Origin of the sequence: Gordonibacter massiliensis (ex Traore et al. 2017), assembly GCF_019731765.1 — a bacterium.
GTDB lineage: Bacteria > Actinomycetota > Coriobacteriia > Coriobacteriales > Eggerthellaceae > Gordonibacter > Gordonibacter massiliensis.
Genome location: NZ_JAASIO010000010.1, coordinates 105,158 through 120,505, shown reverse-complemented (window position 1 = coordinate 120,505; position 15,348 = coordinate 105,158). Strand labels below are relative to the sequence as shown.

Here is a 15,348-nt window from a genome sequence, read left to right as displayed (position 1 = left end):
AAGAAAGCGGCTGCGTCTTCCCGGCAGTGAGTTGCCATGCTTTTTTGCGGCACGCACATGCTCGTGCACGTAGACCGCATGGCCATCGGCGAACCCCCCGCGCATTGCATGGTCGCACGATTGATATACCGTAGTGGAGAGCCGTTGCGCCTCATTTGCCTGTATGATGAAAGTATGCTGCGTCCGTTTTTCGCACTGAGGCCATCCTCGATGTTGGTCACGTGGCTGCGGCTGTAGCCCGCCATGTCGGCCAGCTTCGTCTTCGTGAGGTTTTTGGCTCCAACCAACAGATCTTTTGTCTCTTGCCGAGCGATCAAGAATAGGAGCGCTTATGGGATCGAAGAGGCGCCCTGCCTCTTAGGATGCGGCAGATATCTCTTCGACCATGGCAAGCACATCGCGCGTCTCGTTCGCGAGCGTCTCGTCGCTGATGTCGATTGCCGGCTGGAACACATTGACGTTCCACTCGAAATGACTGAAGCTGTTCAGGAGGGTTTTCTTGGACAGTATCTTTCGTCGCCATTTTCTCTCGGTTTCGTCCTCTCCGTTGCACAGACAGGCGCTGACGTAGTTGTAGAGCTTCGGTTTGCGCGGCAGCGACGCTTCGGCTTCGGGGGCGTAGCTCAGAAGGGCATGCTCCACTTTCAATCTCAAGAGGTAGAACGCGAAGTTGTGCGCGAGCGTTTTGTTCAGAAGGGGATACCTCTCTTTGTCTACGAACGATTCGGGAAGCTCGCCAAGTTCTCTGATCGCCAAACTAGCGGAGGATACGCATACCTCGCTGAAGTCGGTCGATTCGATTTCGAACACCTCTTGATATAGAGATGTCAGCTCCACCGACGAATCGTCCTGATTTCTGCAATGCATGAGCGAGCAGCATTGCTCGTAGGCTTCGGTCTTGCCGGTCAAATTCGCCCATGACCGGATATACGGAATCAGCGCGATGAGGAACGGCTCGCTGTCCTCGACGCCGAGCTTTGGGCCCTTGGACAAGAGTTTGGGAAGCTTGTCTGCATAGAGAAGAATTGCCATCTCGTTGTGATCGACCCGCTGAAAGCCGTTCGGGCCGTTGTCGGATGCTGCGAGCATATACAAATTGAAGCAGTCTTGATGCTGTTCATGCAGCAACCTCACGAACTCGAGGTTGTGGGTTAGCATCATTACTTTTTTATCCTTGAGCATATCCAACAGAAGATACGCGATTCTGTTTTTGTAGATTGAGTCGAAGCTGGAAACGGGGTCGTCGATCACGATGCAGCTGGCGTTTGAGCGCTTTGCTCTGACCAAATCGAGTAGAAGCGAAAGGAAGTTCTTTTCGCCCGTGCTCAAGGGGAATTCCTGCGGGTGGCTGGGAAGCTCGGCTTCGGCGAGCTCGATCTTGAGGTTGCCTCCCATAATTCGAACATCGAGCTGTTTGCCCAAATAGCTCGAAGCCACCTCCTTCATCAGCTCGATGTCTTCCATGGCATCGTCGAAACCGATTTTGCCTTGAATCTCTCTGTACTCTCTCCATACTTCGATGTATTCGCTTGATCGAGCGACTTCGGAAATAGCGTGCTTGGCAAACTGAGCTGCGTCACAAAGGTCTTGCTGCATAACTCTGAGTTCTTTTTCTAAGGAGGCCAAATCGCCTCTTTCCAGATAAATCGAGCATGCTCTGTACAGGCCGGGATGGCTCTGAGAAATGGCGTTGACCGCTTCACGCTGTTTGTCGCTGAGCGAGTCCTTTATGCTGCTAGCCTTAAGGATGAGGTTGCAATAGACGTTGTTCCAACCTTCCCACTCAGCGCCGCACATAGGGCATTCTAATCCCTCCGGTTTGAATTGCATGAGCAGTTCCGCTTCTTTCTCGAAAAGCGGTAGGTTGCCGGCTTCCTTGACTCGTTCGGTAGGGGATTTGCTCTTCCATGAGGCAATAGTTTTGTATGCTGCTCCGGATTCTTTGTTGGCCAAACAGGTGCGTGTCTGATGCCCCTTTATTCGCCCCACGTCTTTGAACGGGTCTTTATACTGCCATTCGGCGCAAATGCGATCCATGAAATCGAAGAAGTTGTCTCGGGTAGCCGTTTTCCCGAATACAAGATCGATCGCTTCTCCTAACTCGCCGTCGATCTCCTTCAGCTTTGTTGCAAGGGCGCTGGATTTCGACGACAATCCTATTTTGGCGAGCTCGTCCTTAAAGGCTTTACGCAGTGTGCTAAGCCCGTTCGACAGTGCGTGGTCTAACTCCATCTCCCTTGCAACGTTGTCTCCCAAAAGAAGGGCGCGGCCTTCTGGCAGCTCGGCTACGTTTCTCCCTTCCTGGTCTTTGATGAGGTAGAATTCTGCGCCGTCATCCGAAGAGGAGAATCGGCGGCCGAACACCTCTCCGTCGCAATACACCGAACGGCCGAGGGTGCCGCATAGGGCGTTGGCGATAGTCGATTTGCCGCTTCCGTTGGGAGCGTAGACGACAACGTTTCCCTGCCGGGAGAATTCGAGTTCGTTCAATTCCTCCATGTGTCGGAAACCGTTCGGAAGCCTTCCGGGAGCCGTAATCGAGTCGATCGTCATTGTGCTCGCGGCCATATCCGCCATGCCTTTCGATGCCGCATCGCCTCGGTTGGCTTGCGGCGATCCTCGTTATCAGATTTTGCATTTTGAAGTACAGCAACAGATTCTCATAGTGATGAGATCATGTAAAGCTATGTGACCCGTATTCATGCTATTCGCCCTTCACGCCTTTGCGCTGCCTCCCGTGTCGCCTGCGCTTTCGCCATCACGGGTTCACCTTCCAGAAGCCTCCCTTGTCCGGCCCTTCCCGCTTGAGCAATTCGGCGGCCTTCAGCTTCTTTATCATGCGGTTGATTGTGCTCTCGCTCATGCCGAGCTCCTTGCGCATGCCGGAGATGGTCAGCGCGGGGTTTTCCTGGAGCAAATCGAGCAGTGCGCGCTCTTTTCCCTTGAGGGATCCCTTCGCGTCGTTTTCTCTATCAGTTTCTCTGTCGTTTTCTCTGTCATTCTGCCGGGTCTCGACGTCCAGCGCCTTGTCCTCTGCCGCTTTTAGCGCGGCGAACTCCTCGTTGACAAACATGGTTACCTGGGTGTAGTCGTCGGTGTCGTTCGACGGCTCGAACAGCAGATCGGGGGAGCAGTTCCTCTTCAAAGCGGTTTCGTTCGACGTGCGTCGTCGGCCTGTTCGGAAGAACCTCACTTGAGATTGCCGTGAGTAATGCCGGCGCTCGTGCGCCGATTCCTCTTCACCCACCCCTCCGCCACTTCCGCGAACGCCCGCGCGGCGGCGCTGGCCGTCTCCTCCGAGCGCATGCAGAGGGCTATCTCGCGGTCGGTGGGGACCTCGGGCGGCAGGCTCGCCAGGGGGAAGGGGGCGTTGCCCAGGATGAGGGCGGGCAGCACGCTGAAGCCCAGGCCCGCGCTCACCAGCGACATGACGGCGTAGTCGCTGTCTATGGTGAAGCGCGCCTTGGGCTCGACGCCGTTTCGGCGGAAGAGCTCGTCCATCTCGGAGTGCACGCCGCTCTCCAGCCTCACGTAGGGCTCTCGCGCCAGCGCCGAGGCGGGGAAGCGATCCGCCCCCGCGAGCGGGTGGTCGGGGGCGACCACCACGAGCAGCGGGTCGCGGGCGAGCGGCACCGCGCGCAGGGCCCGCTTGACGGGCAGCACGGCGAAGCCGACGTCCGCCTCGCCGTCCCACACCATCTCCTCCAGGCGGTCCTGGTCGTCCATGCAGACGATGTCCAGGTCCACGGCGGGGTGGAGCCGCTCGAACTCCCGCGCCATGCCGGGCAGCCACTGGATGGCCGTGCTGGTGAACGCGGCCACGCGCACCGACCCGCCCTCCAGGTGCCTGAGCTCGGCTGCGCGCGCGGCGAGCCGGCGGTCGGCGCCGCACGCCTCCTGGACCCACGGCAGCAGGTCCGCGCCGTCGGCGGTGGGGTGCGCGCCGCCGTAGTCGCGCACGAGCAGCGGCATCCCCAGCTCCTTCTCCAGCGCGCCCACCAGGTAGCTTACGCCCGCCTGGGTGTAGCCCAGCTCGCGAGCGGCCTCCTTGAAGCTGCCGGTCTCGGCCACTTTCACGAACGCCTCGTACTTCTGGTTCGCCATGCGGGGCTCCCTCCTGCGCCGTTCGCCGCCCGTCCCTTCCGTTCGCTCCAGTATGGGATGCTCTATCTGCGTTAACAAGTGATCCTTTCATTTCTTTAAAGAAATTCTCGTTTTACTTTCAATTGTATGAGCACTACCATGCAGGTACACCAGAACAACGGTTTAGGGCACCCCGCAGGGCCGGGGCGGCCGCATTGCGCTGAAAAGGCAGCCGGCGTCGGCGCGCTCCCCCTTGTCGGGAGCCCCGGTCGGCCGGGAAGGCGAATCGCTCGAGAGGAGGCGGGACATGACCCGACTCATGGACATACGGGGAATATGCGTTGCCAGCGTCGTACTGCAAACCATCATCTTCGGATCGGGCAGCGCCTTCACGAAGCTCGCCTACGACAGCATCTCGCCCATGTGGGCGCTCGCCGTCCGCTTCGGGCTGGCGAGCGCGGTGTTCGCGGTGCTGTTCGGGCCGCGCATCGTGCGCGGGCTCAAGGGCGCGCGCCTCGCGGACTGGCTTCCGGCGGCGCTGTGCATGGCGGTGTCCTACATCTCCTGCAACGTGGCGCTCGACTTGACCACCGCCACGAACGTGGGCTTCCTCATGGCGCTTCCCGTGGTGTTCACGCCCATCCTCGCGGCTTTCGTGACGCGTCGCCGCTACCGGCTGGCGCACCTACCGTTTCAAGTGGCCGTGGTGGGAGGGCTCTACCTTCTGTGCTCGAGCGGCGGATCGTTCACGTTCGGCTGGGGCGAGTTCTGCGGGCTACTCACGGCCGTGTCGCTGGCCGGCGCGCTCGTGTTCGGGGAGCGGGGGCTGGCCCGCCTGGACGTGGTCACGGTGTCCGGCACGCAGATATTCGTCACGTTCGCCGCGTCGCTCGCGGGCGCGCTGTTGTTCGACAAGCCGTTCGACGCAGGTGCGGTGCAGCCCATGGCCTGGGGCGTCGTGATGTTCCTCGCCTTGGCCAGCACATGTTTGACGTTCGCCTTGCAGAACATGGCGCTGACGCGTCTGCCGTCCTCCACCGTGTCCATGCTGCTCACCGGCGAGCCCATCTTCACGGCGCTGTTCTCGTGGGGCGTGCTCGGCGAGACGCTGTCCGCGATGGGGCTTGTGGGCGCGGCGATCATCATCGTGTGCGTGGTGGCGGAGACGTGGATCGATTCCCGTGCGGCCTCTCCGTCTGGGAAGGCGGCGGGGAAGGGGACGGCGCCTGCGGCGGATCCGGTTTCGGCGCTCGCGGATGCGACGACGTCCGCCTCGGTCGCGGTGCCGCAGCTCGGCGTATCCCAGCCGCAGGCTGCTTACGAGAGGTTGTAGGGGCGCACGACGTCGGTGCCCCATGGCTGCGTTTTGCGCTTTGCGCGAATGTTTGCGACGGCGATGGCTCGCGGGTTGCGTGTGCTTCCGCGGCTGTGTTTTCGCGCTTTGCGCGAACGGGCGCTCTGGAGAGCGCCCCTACGGGGCGGTTCCATCCTGCGGGTTTTGCGCCTTGCGGGTTGGTTCGGCGCGAACAGGTGGCCCAGTTTTCGAGTTGGCTTTTCCGGCGCGCGCTTCCGTTCTTCCCATTTTCCGACGACTTCCCACCTCGCATTGCCCTTTTCGGCGAATTGGTGCATCATGGTTCTACGAGCCCGGCGGCGCTGCGGCGCGCGGGCTGAATCGCGCGAAAAAGGAGGCTCTCATGGCTACCATAGGCGACGGATTCAAGGACATCTTTCTGGCGGGCATCGGCGCGATGGCCATCACCGCCGAGAAATCGAAGGAGCTGGTGGACCAGCTCATCTCCAAAGGCGAGCTCACGGTCGACCAGGGCAAGCAGATCAACACCGAGCTGAAGCACAAGGCCGAAGACGTGGCACAGACGATGCGCTACGACGCGCTCGAGGCGCGCATGGCCGTCATGACGCCCGAGGAGCGCGCGGCGTTCGCTGCCAAGGCCGCCGAGTTCGCCGCCAAGGCGAACGCGAAGCCCGCGTCCGCGGAAGTGGGGGACGCGTCGCCCGTCGAGGCGGAGCCGGCGCCGGCCGAGCAGCCCGCCGAAGGCGAGCCTCCCGCCACGCCCCAGACGCCCGGCGCCTAGCCGCGCCCGCGCTCTCGTGAAAAGAGCGGTCTCCCATGGCCATGGCCGATAACACGCTGCTCAAATACTTCTTCAGCTCCGGTGCGGAGATCGACCCCGAAGGGCGGTTCAACCTCAGCCGCAAGACGCGCACGCGCCGGCTGCGGGAGATCTACTCCATCCTGCAGCGGCACCATTTCCTGCGCGGCTTTTCGCCCGAGTCGTTCCGCGCCATGCTGGAGGATCTGGGCCCCAGCTTCGTGAAGATCGGCCAAACGCTGTCCACGCGCTCGGAGATCCTGCCGAAGGCCTACTGCGACGAACTGGCGAAGCTGCAGATGGAATGCGATCCGCTTCCGTTCGACCAGATGCTGGCCGCCCTCGATGACATCTACGGCGAACGCCAGGGCGACATCTTCGACGCCATCGATCCCACGCCGCTCGGCAGCGCCTCGCTCGCGCAGGTGCACAAGGCGCGCCTGGCGAGCGGGGAGGTGGTGGCCGTGAAGATCCAGCGTCCTGGCGTGAAGGCCACCATGGCGCTCGACATCGACATCATGCGCATGGTGGCTCGCCAGGCCTCGCGCTTCATGAAGGACGAGCAGATGCTCGACCTGCGCGACGTGGTTGAGGAGCTGTGGGCCACGTTTCTGGAGGAGACGGACTTCGCTCGCGAGGCCGCGAACCTCGAGGAGTTCGCGCAGCTGAACAAGGACGTGGCGTTCATCGACTGCCCGCGGGTGTATCCGGAACTCTGCGGCGAGTACGTGCTGGTCATGGAGTACATCGACGGCATCCCCATCCTGGCGACCGACCGGCTGCGCGCCGCCGGCTACGACTTGGAGGAGATCGGCGAGAAGATCCTCGACAACTACGCCACGCAGATCCTCGACCACGGGTTCTTCCACGCCGACCCGCATCCCGGCAACTTGCTCATCCGCAACGGGAAGATCGTCTATATCGACTTGGGGATCATGGGCCGCCTGTCCCCGCGCGACCGCGCCGGTTTTGGCAACATCATCCAGGCCGTGGGCATGCAGAGCGCCACCGAGCTCAAGGACGCGCTGCTCGCCTTCGCCATCGCGAAGGACAACGCGGCTATCGACCACACGCGCTTCCTCGCCGACCTCGATCTGTTGCTGGACGATTACGGCTCCTGCGACGTGGGTGACATCGATATCGGGCAGTTCCTGAACGACATCCTCATGCTCACGCGCTCGTGCAAGGTCACGCTGCCGCCGTCTATCACCAGCGTGTCGCGCGGCCTGGTGACGCTGGAGGGCACCATCCTGCCGTTCATTCCGAACGAGAACGTGGTGTCCATCATCAACGCGCACATCCAGCGCACGAAGAACCAGGGCGACGAACTGGTGAGCGCCATGGAGGATCTGGCGCTGGCGCTGCGCTCGTCCGCGCGCGGCACGCTGGACGCCGCGCAGTACACCGGCGAGGCGCTCAAGATGCTCACGCGCGGGCAGCTGAAGGTGAACACCGAGATGCTGGGCGCCGAGGCGCCGCTCACGCATCTGGGCAAGATCGTGAACCGCCTGACCATCGGCATCATCATCGCGGGGCTGTTCGTGGGCTCGAGCCTGCTGGCGAACTCGACCATGGAACCGCGGTTGCTTGGCGTGCCGGTGCTGTCGTTCTTCGGGTACCTGGGTGCCGCCATCCTGTCCATATGGGTGGTCGTGGACATCGCGCGCAGGAAGTGAGCCACCGGCAGGCGCGACGGCGCGATCAACGCGCCGCGACAATGGTTTCGTTCTTCGGACGTCCGCTTCTTAGCGGCTTGATACTGCGGGCCGCATCAGGCGCTTTCCGCTTTACGGGAAGTCTTCTGAAATTGTTTGCATATAGTTTCCCCAGTTCAGATGCCCCGCAACCAATAATTGCGGAAAATTCCAACTGGAATTGGTCGCGCGGCGATTCCCGCAACCGTACCCTTTTGAGTACGCTATGATGAACGAAACGAGAAAGGGCTCGCAACCATGAACGTCGAGATCGCCCAGCGCCTGTCGGCGCGCCGCAAGCAGTCGGGATTGTCGCAGGAAGCGCTGGCTGAGAAGCTGGGCGTGTCGCGCCAGGCCGTGTCGAAGTGGGAGCGCTCGGAGTCGTCTCCCGACACCGACAACCTCATCGCGCTGGCGCAGCTCTACGGCGTGTCGCTCGACGAGCTTTTGTACGTGGACGACGAGATGCGCGACGACGTGGCGTTCGAGGCGGTGGACCGCGCAGCCGAACGCGCGGCGGCTGCCGGCGTGGCAGGACCTGCCGCCGCTGCGACGGCCGATCCCGGCGCGCGAGCTACGGGATCCTCCGTCGCGTCGGGCGCGAACTCTGCGACCGCGCAACCCGCAGGATCGGGCTCGGGTGCGGCGGACGGAACTCCTGCTTCGAACGCTGCGCAGGCAACGGACGCCGCTGCGGCAGGGTCGGCTGGGAGCGCGAGCGACGGGGGAGCGGATGACCCGGCTTCCTCCGAGACCAGCGGCGCGGGTGGCAAGAACTCGAAAGTGCGCATCGGTTTGGGCGGCATCCACGTGCTCGACGGCGACGACTACGTTCATGTGTCGTGGCGCGACGGCGTGCACGTGAAGGACTCGAAGAAGGGCGACGAGGTGCACGTTGGCTGGGACGGCATCCATGTGAAGGAGGCCTCCGGCTCGCAGGACGGCGATTGGCGCGCTGCGGCCGAAGCCTGGTGCGACGAGGACGACCCGCGGGAGCGCGACCATCGTGCCGCCCGCGCGTGGTACGGCAAAGACGGCGCCCGTCAAGAGCGCGACGCGCCGAAGAACGGCGGCGACAGCCGGTGCACGCTCGAGGACGACGAGGGCAACGAGGTTGTCATCGACGGCGACGGGGTGGTCATCAACGGCGAGCACTTCGACGATTGGCGCGACGCGCACGACCGTTACGGGTACGGCCACATCCACGAGGATCGTTGGTACGACCCCTGCGGCTACGCGGTGAACGGCGAGCGCTTCGACACGCTCGACGACGCGAAAGCGAAGTACGGGCCGGAAGTGGGGCGCACCATCCCCGTGCGCAAGCACTATCTGCGCACGTTCGAGAAGTCGTGGGCGCGGTTTCCGTACCCGCTCGTCGTGATCTTGGCGTACCTGCTGCTGGGCATCTTCAACGGGGCGTGGGGTATGGGGCTGTTCCTGTTCTTCACCATTCCCGTGTACTACATGATCGGGCACGCCATCGGCCGCCGCCGCATCGCGCCGCTCATCGAGGGCGCGTACCCGATCGGCGTCACCGCGTGGTTCTGCTACATGGCGTTCGTGCTGAACCAGTGGCATCCCGCCTGGGTGGCGTTCCTCACCATCCCGCTGGTCGAATGGCTGGTGCACAGCCTTTCGCGCTGGTGGCGCGGCCGCAAGCGCGAGCGAGAGGCGGCGAAGCACGCACCCATCGACGTCGAGGCGCAGTAGGCACCGAGCAATCGAACAGACGACCTTCTTCGGCCGAGTCGCAAACATGCGGCTCGGCTTTTTCCATAAGGAAAGAGGCGCGGTAGATTCAACACCTATATCAGAATTATTCTCAAAATAGAGTAACTAAACACCTTAATAAAACCAAAAACCTATGGTAATATGACAATAGTTCAATCAGACAACTAGGAGAGCTCGGGGGAGGGCTCGAGGGAGTTGGTCTTATGAGGGTGAGCTACTAGTCCGCGTCGGTCGCATCCGATCGTCCAATCCATTCGACAACACGTTATGCAAACAGGCCGGAAGGCCCGGCGGAGCCGTGCTCGGCTTCGTTCAAAAGCGTCGCGTTTTTTCGTCGGGATCGGAAGCGAGCCGATGGGGCGCCGAAGCAAGCCGTCCGCGCGGAGGGAGTCGCGGGCGAACCAGCCAGACGAAGACAGGAGGAAGGGCATGACACAGGAAGGGAAGCTGACGAGGCGCGCGTTCCTGCAGGGGACGGCCGCTCTGGGCGCGATGGCCGCGCTCTCGGGCTGTGCGAGCCAGGAGACGCTCAAACCGAGTCCCGCCGGCGAGGCCGGCGTCGCTTCGGGCGAGGTGGAAGTCCGCCACGCCTGGTGCCAGATGTGCGGTCCCGCCCGCACGCACTGCTCCACGCTGTGCTACATCAAGGACGGGCGCTGGACGAACGTCGAGGGCAATCCCGAGGCGGGCAACAACTGGGGCCGCGGCAGTCGCAGCCTCTGCGCGAAGGGCAATGCGGCCATGGCCGTGCTTTACGCGCCCGGTCGCATTCTGTATCCCATGAAGCGCACGGGCGAGAAGGGCGAGGGCAAGTTCGAGCGCTGCACGTGGGACGAGGCCATGGACGCCATCGCCGCAAAGCTGCTCGAACAGAAAGAACAGTACGGCGCCAAGTCCTACGGCGTGCTTTCGCCGCAATTCTACGCGGTGCTCGGCATGATGGGCCGTCGTTTCCTGAACGTTCACGGCAGCCCGAACTACATGCACAGCGCCATCTGCAACTCGCAGCGCATGTTCTCGCGCCTGGTGACCATCGGCGGCCCGAAACACGCGCAGGCCACCGACACGGCTCCCGGCCAGCTGAACAAGACGAAGCTTTTGGTGGTGTGGGGCTACAACAGCGAGAACTCCGCCGTCAACCAGGGCAACCCTTACGCCCGTCTCAACGCCATCGAGAAGGGCCTCAAGGTCATCGACATCCGCCCCATGCAGGACGGGTTGGCCTCGAAGGCCGACATCTGGGTGCCGGTGCGTCCCGGCACGGACGGCGCGCTGGCCATGGCCTTCCTGAACGTCATCATCGGCGAGGACCTGTACGACCACGACTTCGTGGAGAACTGGTGCAACGGCTTCGACCAGCTTTCCGAGCACATCAAGCAGTACACGCCCGAGTGGGCCTCTCCCATAACGGGCATTCCGGTGGAGCAGATCTACGAGGTGGCCCGCACGATGGGCACCGTGAAGCCCATGGGCATCAACATCGGCAACGGCATCGGCGACCAGCAGAACGACGGCCATTGGACCGTGGCTTGCGCCTGCCTCATCGAGGCCATCACCGGCAACCTGGGCATCGCCGGCGGCGGCGGTGCCGCGATGGTTCCGCCTCCGTCGCTCATCAAGACGAAGGGCGTCGACGAGCTTACCGAGAAGCTTCCCAAGAGCAAGGAAGACGAGGAGAAGGGCTATATGGCCGGTGTGTCCGACCTCGTCGGTCCCGAGACGCCGCGCTGGTTCCAGACCATGGACACGCAGGAGTCCGGTCCCACCACGGCCTACTACAAGGGCATCATGAGCATTCTCACCGAGAAGCCCTACCCGTTGCGCTGCATATTCGGCCAGTCGTCGAACCCGCTTTCCGCCACGCGCCAACCCAAGAAGGTCGAGGAGGCGTTGAAGAAGCTGGACTTCTACGTGGTCATGGATACGCAGTGGAACTCGTCGTGCGACTTCGCCGACTACGTGCTGCCCGCATGCACGAACTACGAGACCGACCAGCAGTTCGGTACGAAGAACGGCGTTGACGGCACGTTCATCGCCATCAACCAGAAGATCGCGGAGCCCATGGGCGAGTCGCGTTCCGACTGGGAGTACTACCTCGACTTGGCCGTGCGCATGGGCTACGGCGAGGACTTCTGGAACGGCGACATGGACGCCTGCCTGCGCGAGCAGTTGGACGGCTCCGGTATCGAGCTGGAGGAGCTGCGCGCCGCCAACAAGGGCATCTTCGTGGAGCGCACCGACGGCGCGAAGGCCACCGAGCCGAAGTACCAGGACTACGAGAAGATGTTCGCCAGCCTGCCGAACGGAAAGGTGCAGTGCTACAACGAGTGGATCGGCAACAAACCGAACTGCGACGACACCGGCACGATATCCCCGTTGCCCGTGTACAACGGCCCGGCCGAGAGCATCGCGGGCACGCCCGACATCGCGGAAGAGTACCCGCTGGTCATCTCCGACGTGCATGCGTACCGTCTATGCAACCACAGCTACTATGTGGACGTTCCGTACCTGCGTGAGTTGCAACCTTATCCTTGGGTGAAGATCAACCCCGCCACGGCGAAGCAGTACGGCATTGCCGACGGCGACTGGGTGAAGATCGAATCGAAGCACGGCTGGGTGAAGATGGTGGCGCGCTATCTGGAAAGCATCGCGCCCGACGTGCTCATGTCGCGCCGTGGCTGGTGGCAGCCTTGCGAGGAGCTCGACCTGCCCGGATACGAGCATCTGGACGGCGGCAGCGAGATCAACGTGCTGTACGACTCCGAGCTGGAGAATTTCGACCCGTTCAACTCGGCCATGTCGAAGCAGACGCTCGTGAAGATCAGCAAGCTGGAGGAGGGTAACTAGCCATGGCGAAACAATACGGCTTCTATATGGACACCGAGCGCTGCATCAAGTGCTGGGCGTGCGAGGTGGCCTGCAAACAGTGGAACGGCATCGAGGCGGGAACCATCGCCCGGCGCAAGGTCCACGAGATTGAAAGCGGAACGTTCCCGAACGTCACGCGAAAGTTCGTGTCGATGTCCTGCATGCACTGCGGTGATCCCGCCTGCGCGAAGGTGTGTCCGGCGGGCGCCATCTCGAAGCGCGGCGAGGACGGCATCGTGGTGGTGGACAAAGAGAAGTGCATAGGCTGCCGCTACTGCTTCTTCGCCTGCCCGTTCGGCGTGCCTCAGTACACCGAGGCCGGCATGGACAAGTGCGACTGCTGCATCGGCAACGGCGTGACGCCGGGCGACATGCCGCATTGCGTGGCCACGTGCCCGACGCAGGCCTTGCAGTACGGTGAGATGGGCGAGCTGGCCGAGAAGGTCGCCGGCAAGAAGGCAAGGCAGATGGCCGACAGCGCGACGAAGCCCTCGGTCGTCGTGTCGTGACAACTCGACGCCGGGGGTCGCGGACCGCAAGGTTCGGGTCGCTTCCGGCTGACATGACGGAAAGGAGGAACACTCATGGTTGAGTTGCAGACGACGTGGGGTTGGCTGCCGGCGATATACCTGTTCCTCGGCGGTTTGGGCGCGGGCGCGTTTCTGACGGTGTCCATCTTGCGCCTAGCTAAGCCGGGGCGGTTCAAGAAAACCGTGACGGGAGGCGTGTGGACGGCGGTGGTCGCGCTGGCCATCGGCCTGCTGGCATTGGTCTCCGAGGTGGCGAAGCCCTTCCAGGCCATGATCCTGCTCAAGAGCTTTGTGAACGGTTCGTCGTGGATGGCGGTGGGCGCATGGCTCCTGTTCGCCACGATCATCGTGTTTGCGTTGAGCGCGCTGTTCACCACCGACAAGATAGCCGACTGGCTGGGGTCGGTTGTGAAGCCGCTCGGCCGGGCGCGCGACGGCATCAACAAGGCACTCGCCATCATCGGCATTCCGTGCGCGCTCGCCGTGGCGGCGTACACGGGCGTGCTGTTGAGCGCGGCGCCGGCCATCCCCCTGTGGGGTTCGTGGCTGCTGCCGGCCCTGTTCACCGTGTCGGCGCTTGACACGGGCGTGGCGGCGGTGGCCATCTTCGCCACCGTGCTGGAGAAGGACGAAGGCGCGCACGGCGTGCGCACGGCACTCGAGTGGGCGGTGGTGTGCCTGGTGGTTCTGGAGGCCATCGTGCTGGCGGCGTTCGTGCTGACGATGCAGGGTGCGGGTTCGAACGAGGCGCTGTCGGTGGGCTTGCTCACCAACGGCGTGCTGAGCGTGCAGTTCTGGCTGCTCGTGGTTGTCGTGGGACTGGGCGTTCCGCTCGTGACGGCCTTGGTTCAGGTTGTGGTTTCGAGGCGAAAGGGCGGCGGCAAGATCGCTCTCGCCGTTCCGATAGGAGGCGCGACCTGCGCGCTCGTCGGCGGGTTCACGCTGCGGTTCCTGGTGCTGTCGGCCGGCTTGCACGCTGCGCTCATCAGTCCGGCGGCGCTGCAGGCGGCCCAGAACGTGGTTATGCTGATATCGTAGAAGACGAGTAGGCAGATGTCGAGGGAGGCGGATATGGAAGCGCATGTCGATCGCGCGAGTTGCGAGGCGAGGGAGGCCACGTACTCGTTTCTGTCCCACATGTTCCTTGAAGAGGTGACGGAGGAGTTTTTGGCGCGTTTGGCCGAGCGGCCTCCGCGGCTCGAAGGGGAGTTGGGCCGGTTCGTGGCCGAGCTGCCGTCCGCCGACCTCGCCTCCGTGCGAACGGAGGCGGCGGCCGAGTTCGCGGCGCTGCTGCTGAACATGTCCGCCGACCCGGTGTTCCCCTACGAATCGGTGTACACGAGCGCCGAGCGCCTGCTCATGCAGAAGGCGCGCGACGAGGTGCTCGCAGACTACCGGAGCTCGGGGTTCGAGCGCGCGGGGGACTTGAACGTTCCCGAAGACCACGTGGCCATCGAGTTCGAGTTCATGGCCCGGCTCTGCCGCAAGGAGCTGGACGCCGCGTCGGCAGGCGACGATGCGGCCGCCGATGCGGCGCATGAGGCGCAGCGGGCGTTTGCGCGCGACCACCTGCTGACGTGGGTGCCGCAGCTTTGCGACGACCTTGAAAGACGCGCGAAGCTGGGTCTGTACCGCGGGCTCGCCGAAACGACGCGCCAGTTCTTGGAATTCGAACGGGAGGAGCTTGCCCTCGCCTAGCCATCGCACCTTCGCGAGCCCCAAGGGTCGGCGTTCGCCGATTCGGCGGGGCGTCCGGTTTGCGGGCTCCGCCCGGTCGGCCAACCCTCCCTCCAGGTCGGCCGCGCGGAGCCTCGATGCTGATGGCGGACGTGCGTGGCAAGCGCGACGAGGAATGCTATCATGTGACGAAACAATGTGGCGAACGAAGGTGGGGACTATCTCAGAGTGAGCGCCGCCAATCAAACCGTGCAGATCACCATCGACAGCGACAGCGGAATCCCGCTGTGGCTCCAGTTGCGCAATCGTTTGATATACCTGATAGCGTCTGGGAAGTTCCAAGTTGGCGACAAGCTGCCCACCGTGCGCGAGCTGGCCGTTGATCTGGGCGTGAACTACAACACGGTGAGCAAGGTGTACCAAGACATCGAGCGCGACGGCTACATCGTGTCGAAGCGCGGCAAGGGGACGTTCGTGGCCGAGAGGGCCCCCGCCGAGGCCGAGGCGGCGAAGTCCGAGGTCGAGTTTCTGGCGGACGAGTTCATCCGTCAATGCCGGGAGTTGGGCGTGCCTCGCCAGGATATCGCCGATCTGGTGAGGGGCCGGCTGGCCGCCGCAGGCGAAGCGGAGTGAACGACGATCGATCGGAGG

General features: G+C 63.1%; 12 protein-coding genes. 9 read left to right on the top strand and 3 right to left on the bottom strand.

Annotated elements, in window-relative coordinates:
- Positions 1–357: 357 nt before the first annotated feature.
- The 3 genes from HCH03_RS11730 to HCH03_RS11720 all read right to left on the bottom strand — a co-directional run bounded on the left by HCH03_RS11730 (position 358) and on the right by HCH03_RS11720 (position 4,104).
- The gene (locus HCH03_RS11730; RefSeq protein ID WP_221689643.1) at positions 358–2,568 is read right to left on the bottom strand and encodes an AAA family ATPase; all 2,211 of its coding nucleotides are present in this window, start codon (positions 2,566–2,568) and stop codon (positions 358–360) included.
- Positions 2,569–2,758: 190 nt separating this feature from the next.
- Positions 2,759–3,145, bottom strand: a complete 387-nt coding sequence (locus HCH03_RS11725; protein ID WP_221689642.1) for a MarR family transcriptional regulator — start codon at positions 3,143–3,145, stop codon at positions 2,759–2,761.
- A gap of 44 nt (positions 3,146–3,189) precedes the next feature.
- Positions 3,190–4,104, bottom strand: a complete 915-nt coding sequence (locus tag HCH03_RS11720; RefSeq protein WP_221689641.1) for a LysR family transcriptional regulator — start codon at positions 4,102–4,104, stop codon at positions 3,190–3,192.
- A gap of 286 nt (positions 4,105–4,390) precedes the next feature.
- On the opposite strand from HCH03_RS11720, the gene HCH03_RS11715 reads away from it, so the two are divergent.
- The 9 genes from HCH03_RS11715 (at position 4,391) to HCH03_RS11675 (ending at position 15,330) form a co-directional block, all read left to right on the top strand.
- Complete coding sequence (locus HCH03_RS11715) at positions 4,391–5,416, top strand: DMT family transporter (protein WP_246599994.1); 1,026 nt, start codon at positions 4,391–4,393, stop codon at positions 5,414–5,416.
- Between the two features lie 364 nt (positions 5,417–5,780).
- Positions 5,781–6,179, top strand: a complete 399-nt coding sequence (locus tag HCH03_RS11710) for a phasin family protein (protein WP_221689640.1) — start codon at positions 5,781–5,783, stop codon at positions 6,177–6,179.
- 35 nt (positions 6,180–6,214) lie between these two features.
- Entirely contained in the window at positions 6,215–7,873 is a 1,659-nt protein-coding gene (locus HCH03_RS11705) for an ABC1 kinase family protein (protein ID WP_246599993.1), read from the top strand.
- Positions 7,874–8,149: 276 nt separating this feature from the next.
- Positions 8,150–9,601, top strand: coding sequence for a helix-turn-helix domain-containing protein (locus tag HCH03_RS11700; RefSeq protein WP_221689639.1), 1,452 nt, complete (start codon positions 8,150–8,152; stop codon positions 9,599–9,601).
- Positions 9,602–10,051: 450 nt separating this feature from the next.
- The gene (locus HCH03_RS11695) at positions 10,052–12,469 is read left to right on the top strand and encodes a molybdopterin-containing oxidoreductase family protein (RefSeq protein WP_221689638.1); all 2,418 of its coding nucleotides are present in this window, start codon (positions 10,052–10,054) and stop codon (positions 12,467–12,469) included.
- Positions 12,470–12,471: 2 nt separating this feature from the next.
- Complete coding sequence (locus tag HCH03_RS11690) at positions 12,472–12,999, top strand: 4Fe-4S dicluster domain-containing protein (RefSeq protein WP_221689637.1); 528 nt, start codon at positions 12,472–12,474, stop codon at positions 12,997–12,999.
- A 75-nt stretch (positions 13,000–13,074) separates the two neighbouring features.
- Positions 13,075–14,058, top strand: coding sequence for an NrfD/PsrC family molybdoenzyme membrane anchor subunit (gene nrfD, locus HCH03_RS11685; protein WP_221689636.1), 984 nt, complete (start codon positions 13,075–13,077; stop codon positions 14,056–14,058).
- 33 nt (positions 14,059–14,091) lie between these two features.
- Entirely contained in the window at positions 14,092–14,718 is a 627-nt protein-coding gene (locus HCH03_RS11680; RefSeq protein ID WP_221689635.1) for a TorD/DmsD family molecular chaperone, read from the top strand.
- Positions 14,719–14,946: 228 nt separating this feature from the next.
- Complete coding sequence (locus HCH03_RS11675; protein ID WP_438821546.1) at positions 14,947–15,330, top strand: GntR family transcriptional regulator; 384 nt, start codon at positions 14,947–14,949, stop codon at positions 15,328–15,330.
- Positions 15,331–15,348: the final 18 nt, after the last annotated feature.

Excerpts from the sequence above, each read along its gene's own strand:
- HCH03_RS11715 (WP_246599994.1), top strand. The coding sequence starts at position 4,391 with ATGACCCGACTCATGGACATACGGGGAATATGCGTTGCCAGCGTCGTA.
- HCH03_RS11705 (WP_246599993.1), top strand. The coding sequence starts at position 6,215 with ATGGCCATGGCCGATAACACGCTGCTCAAATACTTCTTCAGCTCCGGT.
- HCH03_RS11690 (WP_221689637.1), top strand. The coding sequence starts at position 12,472 with ATGGCGAAACAATACGGCTTCTATATGGACACCGAGCGCTGCATCAAG.
- nrfD (WP_221689636.1), top strand. The coding sequence starts at position 13,075 with ATGGTTGAGTTGCAGACGACGTGGGGTTGGCTGCCGGCGATATACCTG.
- HCH03_RS11710 (WP_221689640.1), top strand. The coding sequence starts at position 5,781 with ATGGCTACCATAGGCGACGGATTCAAGGACATCTTTCTGGCGGGCATC.
- HCH03_RS11720 (WP_221689641.1), bottom strand. The coding sequence starts at position 4,104 with ATGGCGAACCAGAAGTACGAGGCGTTCGTGAAAGTGGCCGAGACCGGC.
- HCH03_RS11730 (WP_221689643.1), bottom strand. The coding sequence starts at position 2,568 with ATGGCCGCGAGCACAATGACGATCGACTCGATTACGGCTCCCGGAAGG.
- HCH03_RS11695 (WP_221689638.1), top strand. The coding sequence starts at position 10,052 with ATGACACAGGAAGGGAAGCTGACGAGGCGCGCGTTCCTGCAGGGGACG.
- HCH03_RS11700 (WP_221689639.1), top strand. The coding sequence starts at position 8,150 with ATGAACGTCGAGATCGCCCAGCGCCTGTCGGCGCGCCGCAAGCAGTCG.
- HCH03_RS11680 (WP_221689635.1), top strand. The coding sequence starts at position 14,092 with ATGGAAGCGCATGTCGATCGCGCGAGTTGCGAGGCGAGGGAGGCCACG.